Below are 5,718 nucleotides of genomic sequence, written 5' to 3' on the forward strand. Positions count from 1 at the left end.
GGTGACGGATTCCACCGGAACCCTCGACATTCTGCGGGATATCGATTTCCGCCTAGCTGCCAGGGAAACGGCCGCCATCGTCGGCGCCTCTGGCTCGGGCAAGAGCACTCTGCTGTCCATCATCGCGGGGCTCGATACCCCAACGCGCGGAACGGTGCGGCTGGACGGCCACGACCTGTTTGCCATCGATGAAGATGCGCGGGCTGCATTGCGGGCCCAGAAGGTGGGTTTTGTGTTCCAGAGCTTCCAGCTCATGGGCAACCTCACAGCGCTGGAGAACGTCATGCTGCCGCTGGAGCTGGCCGACCGCCGCGATGCACGCAAGGCCGCCACCGAGATGCTGGCGCGTGTGGGGCTGGGGCAGCGCCTGTCGCACTACCCCAAGGTGCTGTCGGGCGGCGAGCAGCAGCGCGTGGCCCTGGCCCGGGCGTTTGTGGTGCAGCCTGCCGTGCTGCTGGCCGACGAGCCCACGGGCAGCCTGGACTTTGCGACCGGCGAAACCATCATGAAGCTCATGTTCGAGCTCAACCGCGAGTTGGGCACAACGCTGGTGCTGGTGACCCACGACCGCGCGATCGCCGCGCAGTGCGAGCGGCGCATCACGATCGATGCAGGGCGCGTGGTGTGAGTGGTAGGCGGGTTTTTGAGTGTTTTGGGCTGCAGGCGCTAGTGAAACATGCGCAAGCAGCTATGAATTTGATAGTGGTCTGAGGGAGTGGGCTGCGCCCAGCGGATAATCTCCCCATGTCCAGCCCCAAAGTTCTCTTCGGCTTTCACGCCGTGGGCGTGCGTCTGAAGACCGCGCCGCAATCCATCATCGAGATTTACTACGAAGCCACGCGCCGCGATGCGCGCATGCGCCAGTTTCTCGACCGTGCCCGCGAGGCCGGTGCCCGCCTCATCGAAGCCGACAGCGTGCGCATTGCCAAGCTGGCGGGCAGCCATGGCCACCAGGGTGTGGCCGCGCGCGTGGAGCCCGTGGCGCAGGTCACCTCGCTCGATGAGCTGCTGGAAAACCTCGAAGCCGCAGGCATCGAGCAGCCCCTGCTGCTGGTACTGGACGGCGTGACCGACCCGCACAACCTGGGCGCCTGCCTGCGCGTGGCCGACGGCGCGGGTGCCCATGCCGTCATCGCCCCCAAGGACCACGCCGTGGGCATCAACGCCACCGTGGCCAAGGTGGCCAGCGGTGCGGCCGAGACCATGCCGTATTTCATGGTCACCAACCTTTCGCGCACCCTGAACGAACTCAAGGAGCGCAACATCTGGTGCATCGGCACCAGCGACGATGCGCCCAAGACCATTTATCAGGTGGACCTGAAAGGCCCCGTGGCCCTGGTGCTGGGCGCCGAAGGCGACGGCATGCGCCAGCTCACGCGCAAGACCTGCGACGAGCTGGTCAGCATCCCCATGAAGGGCGCGGTCGAGAGCCTGAACGTATCCGTGGCCAGCGGCGTGTGCCTGTACGAGGCGCTGCGCCAGAGGACTTGATCCTCGGCCCGCTGGCTCCACCGGGGAAGGCACCATGCTGGACACCGTGAAAGCCTGGGTCCGGCAAAGCCAGCGCATCGCCGTGCTGACAGGCGCAGGGGTCAGCGCCGAATCTGGCGTGCCGACCTTCCGCGATGTGCAGACGGGCTACTGGGCGCAGTTTCGCCCCGAAGACATGGCGACCGAGGCAGGCTTTCGCGCCCACCCGCAGCGGGTGTGGGACTGGTACCAGTACCGGCGCGACCTGCTGACCGGTGTGTCGCCCAACGCAGGGCATCTGGCGCTGGCCGACTTTCAGCGCCGCCACCCCGACTGCATCACCCTCATCACCCAGAACGTGGACGGGCTGCACCAGCGCGCGGGCAGCACCGGCGTGCTGTGCCTGCACGGCGACATTTTTCAGGACCGCTGGCTCGACACCCCGCGCAACTGCTGCTTCATCGACCACGCAGTGGCCGGCCACCCGCCGTACTGCGACCGCTGCGGCAACATGCTGCGCCCGGGCGTGGTGTGGTTTGGCGAGCCTTTGCCGCTGGCGACGTTGGAGGCCGCCGAACAGGCGGCCAACCAGTGCGACCTGATGCTGGTGGTGGGCACGGCCGGTGCGGTGTACCCCGCAGCGGGTCTGGCCCACCAGGCTCGGGCCGCCGGTGCCAGGGTGGTGGTGCTCAACCCCGCGCCCAGTGCGTTGGACGATGCAGCGCACGCGGTGCTGCGCGGCACGGCGGCGACGGTGCTGCCGCAGTTGCTGGGCGATTGAGCGGGTGTGCGTGGCGCAGGCGCTCAGCCCCGGGTTGCGCGGTGCTGCAGGGGCTCACACGCTGTCGAATCCCGGTAGAAACCCTGATTTGACGTACTCCTGCCACCCTTTGTCGCACAGCTGACAGGCGGGGAGGCGCTCTGGCCGGTAGCCTGCCCCACCTTTGTTTTATCTGTCCTGCACACCATGAGCCGTCGCCACTTTCTTTTGCGTGCCACCCAGGCCGTTGCCGCCACTGGCCTGCCCGCATGGGCCCACACCGCGATGGCGGCCGAGGAGGCGTTGACTGCGCGCTCCATCACCCTGGGCTGTTCCATTGCCCTGACGGGCCCGCTCGGCCAGGCAGGCATCGAGCAGGTGGCGGGCATGAAGGCCGCGTTTGCCGAGGTGAATGCCGCCGGCGGCGTGTTGGGCCGCGAGATCCGCATGGAGGTCAAGGACGACGGCTACGTGGCGGCGCGCACGCTCAAGAACGTGACCGACATGGTCGATGCGCAGTCGGTGTTCGCGCTCATCTCGCCGCTGGGCACGGCCAATACGGCGTCCATCCTGCCGCTGATCGAGTCCAAGGGCATTCCTACGGTGGGCCCGGTGACCGGTGCCACGTCGCTGCGTGCGGCGGCCAACAAGCACGTGTTCTTCTTGCGCCCCAGCTACCGCGAGGAGACACAGCGCCTGGTCAAGCAGATCGTGGACATGGGCCTCAAGCGCATTGCCGTGGTGTACCTGGACAACCCGTTTGGCAAAGAGGTGCTCAAGGACATGTCCGCGGCGCTGGATGAGATCAAGGTCGAGCGCGGCGGCGAGTTTGCGCTGGCCGTGGACGGCAAAAATGGCGCCGAGCTGGCAGACAAGGTGGCGGCAGAGCGCCCCGGTGCCGTGCTGCTGGCCACCACGGGCACGGCCAACACCGCGTTTGTGCAGGCTTTCCGTGCCAAGGCGCAGGGCGTGCCGCTGGCCGGCCTGTCTGTCACGGTGATCTCGTCGGAGTTGCCTAAGCTGGCCGCGTCCACGCGCGGGCTGGCGCTGGTGCAGGTGTTCCCGGATGCGAACTCGCAAAAATCGGTGGTGGTGCGCAAGTTCCAGAGCACCATGAAGGCCACGGGGGGTGATCCTGCGTTCTTGAACAGCGGCAGCGCGCTGGAAGGCTGGCTCAACGCCCAGATCATGATCGAAGGCCTGAAGAACGCGGGCAAGGAGCCCACGCGCGAACGCCTGCGCGCCGGGCTGATGGCCATCCGGTCCCTGTCGTTTGGCGACTTCAACGTGGGCTTTGGCAACAAGGCGCCCTACATCGGCTCGGACGCCATCTACCTGGCGATCTACGCGGAGAACGGTCGCCGGATCAGCTGATGGGCTGAGGGGGCGTCATTCCATTCACCCCGTAACCCGTCAAGCCATACGCCTAGGGCCCGCGCACGCGCGGGTTCTTTTTTGTTGGGTTCAGCCTTGGGCGCTGGCAGCGTCCAGCTGGGCCAGCGCATCACGGTCCAGTTGCAATTGGGCAGCCTTGACCAGCTCATGCAGCTGGGCCACCGACGTGGCGCTGGCAATGGGTGCGGTGATGCCCGGTTGCACCATCTGCCAGGCCACGGCCACTTGGCCGGGCGTGGCGTTGTAGCGGTGCGCGATGGCGTCCAGCGCCGCCAGAATGCGCAGCCCCCGGTCGTTGAGGTACTTGGCCGTGGTGTTGGCGCCGCGTGCGCTCTTGGCGGCGTCGGCTACCGTGCGGTATTTGCCGGTGAGGAACCCGGCGGCCAGCGCGTAGAAGTTGATCACGCCGACCTGCTGCTGCACACACAGCGGCTGCAGCGCGTCTTCAAACACGGCGCGGTCGTACAGGTTGAACAGCGGCTGCAGGCTTTCGTAGCGGGGCAGGCCCAGGCGTTCGCTGGTCTGCAGGGCCTCCTGCAGGCGGGCGGCGCTGTAGTTGGAGGCGCCAATGGCACGCACCTTGCCGGCGCGGATGAGGTCGGCATACGCGCCCAGTGTGTCGGCCAGCGGCACGGTGGTGTCGTCGTCGTGTGACTGGTACAGGTCGATGTGGTCGGTCTGCAGGCGCTGCAGCGATGCCTCCACCGCCTGGCGGATGTAGGCGGGGCGCAGGCCCACCTTGCCATCCCCCATGTCCTTGCCCACCTTGGTGGCCAGCACGATGCGATGGCGCTTGCCACTGCGCTTGAGCCAGCGGCCGATCACCGATTCGGATTCACCCCCTGTGTGCCCTGGCGCCCAGCGCGAGTACACATCGGCGGTGTCGATGAAGTTGAAGCCTGCGTCCACCCAGGCGTCGAGCAGTGCGAAGGAGGTGGCTTCATCGGCCGTCCAGCCAAACACATTGCCGCCAAAACACAAGGGCGAGACCTGCAGGCCCGAGCGGCCGACGGAACGGAGTTGCATGGATGTGCCTTTCAAAAATGAGATAGAAATCGTGCCAGTTGCCGGGGTTGCGCAGCGCACCCCGGCCACCCAAAGCCTCAGGCCAGCCCCAGTGCACCCAGCAGCGCACCGGCGCCTAGCATCCACAGCAGGTGCAGCTTGGTGCGCCAGACCAGCACCGTGGCTGTGGCGGTCAGCAGCCACAGGGGCCAGTCGGTGGTCCATTCGCCATGGGCGCGCGCCAGCACCCAGGACGTAGCCACCAGCAGGCCGATCACCACCGGGGCCATGCCTTGCTTGAAAGCGCGCACGCCGCGCCGCTCACGGTTGCGGTGGCCCCAGCGCGTGGCCGTCCAGGTCAGCAGGCTGCTGGGCAGCATCACGCCCAGCATGCACACCGCCATGCCCAGCGCGCCCAGCAGCCAGCCAGCCACACCGGGGCCGCCTGCGTTGATGCCCACGTTCCAGCCCAGCAGGGCGATGAATAGCACATTGGGGCCCGGGGCGGCCTGGGCGATGGCGATGGAGGCGTTGAACTGCGGGTCGGTCAGCCACGCCTGGCGCTCGACCAGAAAGCGGTGCATGTCGGGCGCAGTGGCAATAGCGCCACCCACAGCCAGCAGCGACAGCGACAGGTAATACAGGAACAGGTTGAACCAGTCGCCGATGCTCAGGGCCATCAGGGGAGCGGTGAGGGGGGCTGTGCTGCTCATGGTGCGAGCTTTCTCCAGGTCAGCAGGCAGGCGGCCCCGCCGATGACCGGCAGGATCCAGAACAGCGGCCAGCGCAGCCAGGCCATGGCCACGATGGTCAGCGCCGTGATGGCCAGGCACAGGGGGCGGCCGAGCGGATGGTTGCGGATGGAGACAAACAGCTTGATACCCACCCCGGCAATCAGGCCTGCCGCCACGGCCCCCATGCCACGCAACGCGCCTGCCACGGCCGGTTGGGCAGAGAACTGCGCATACACCACCGCCAGCGCCAGCACCAGCATCAGCGGAAACGTCAGCATGCCCGCCAGCGCTGCAAACGCGCCGCGCAGGCCAAAGTAGCGGTCCCCGATCATGATGCTGAGGTTGACCACGTTG

General features: G+C 67.1%; 7 protein-coding genes. 4 read left to right on the forward strand and 3 right to left on the reverse strand.

The window, feature by feature from the left end; translation table 11 throughout:
- Position 1 precedes the first annotated feature (1 nt).
- The 4 genes from DBR23_RS24860 to DBR23_RS24875 all read left to right on the forward strand — a co-directional run bounded on the left by DBR23_RS24860 (position 2) and on the right by DBR23_RS24875 (position 3,604).
- Positions 2-628, forward strand: a complete 627-nt coding sequence (locus DBR23_RS24860) for an ABC transporter ATP-binding protein (RefSeq protein ID WP_233250731.1) — start codon at positions 2-4, stop codon at positions 626-628.
- Positions 629-744: 116 nt separating this feature from the next.
- Positions 745-1,491, forward strand: coding sequence for a 23S rRNA (guanosine(2251)-2'-O)-methyltransferase RlmB (rlmB, locus tag DBR23_RS24865; protein WP_056063133.1), 747 nt, complete (start codon positions 745-747; stop codon positions 1,489-1,491).
- Between the two features lie 34 nt (positions 1,492-1,525).
- On the forward strand, positions 1,526-2,251 hold the full coding sequence (locus tag DBR23_RS24870) for an NAD-dependent deacylase (protein WP_108499909.1): 726 nt from the start codon (positions 1,526-1,528) through the stop codon (positions 2,249-2,251).
- Between the two features lie 186 nt (positions 2,252-2,437).
- A complete protein-coding gene (locus tag DBR23_RS24875) occupies positions 2,438-3,604 on the forward strand; it encodes an ABC transporter substrate-binding protein (RefSeq protein ID WP_056063128.1) in 1,167 nt (388 codons plus the stop codon).
- A 90-nt stretch (positions 3,605-3,694) separates the two neighbouring features.
- Here the strand turns inward: DBR23_RS24875 and DBR23_RS24880 are convergent, their stop codons facing one another.
- The 3 genes from DBR23_RS24880 to DBR23_RS24890 form a co-directional block, all read right to left on the reverse strand.
- Positions 3,695-4,651: an aldo/keto reductase gene (locus DBR23_RS24880; protein WP_108499910.1), complete on the reverse strand. Its 957-nt coding sequence runs from the start codon at positions 4,649-4,651 to the stop codon at positions 3,695-3,697.
- 77 nt (positions 4,652-4,728) lie between these two features.
- Positions 4,729-5,343, reverse strand: coding sequence for a chromate transporter (locus DBR23_RS24885; RefSeq protein ID WP_199227797.1), 615 nt, complete (start codon positions 5,341-5,343; stop codon positions 4,729-4,731).
- Positions 5,340-5,718: chromate transporter (locus DBR23_RS24890; protein WP_146191441.1), on the reverse strand; the 379-nt coding region annotated here is incomplete at its 5' end. The genes DBR23_RS24890 and DBR23_RS24885, both read right to left, overlap by 4 nt.

The sequence above is a fragment of the Acidovorax sp. HMWF018 genome, assembly GCF_003061035.1.
Classification (GTDB): Bacteria; Pseudomonadota; Gammaproteobacteria; order Burkholderiales; family Burkholderiaceae_C; genus Acidovorax; species Acidovorax delafieldii.

Bases quoted from the DNA above. Each gene is read 5' to 3' on its own strand.
- rlmB (WP_056063133.1), top strand. From the start codon at position 745: ATGTCCAGCCCCAAAGTTCTCTTCGGCTTTCACGCCGTGGGCGTGCGT.
- DBR23_RS24870 (WP_108499909.1), top strand. From the start codon at position 1,526: ATGCTGGACACCGTGAAAGCCTGGGTCCGGCAAAGCCAGCGCATCGCC.
- DBR23_RS24875 (WP_056063128.1), top strand. From the start codon at position 2,438: ATGAGCCGTCGCCACTTTCTTTTGCGTGCCACCCAGGCCGTTGCCGCC.
- DBR23_RS24880 (WP_108499910.1), bottom strand. From the start codon at position 4,651: ATGCAACTCCGTTCCGTCGGCCGCTCGGGCCTGCAGGTCTCGCCCTTG.
- DBR23_RS24885 (WP_199227797.1), bottom strand. From the start codon at position 5,343: ATGAGCAGCACAGCCCCCCTCACCGCTCCCCTGATGGCCCTGAGCATC.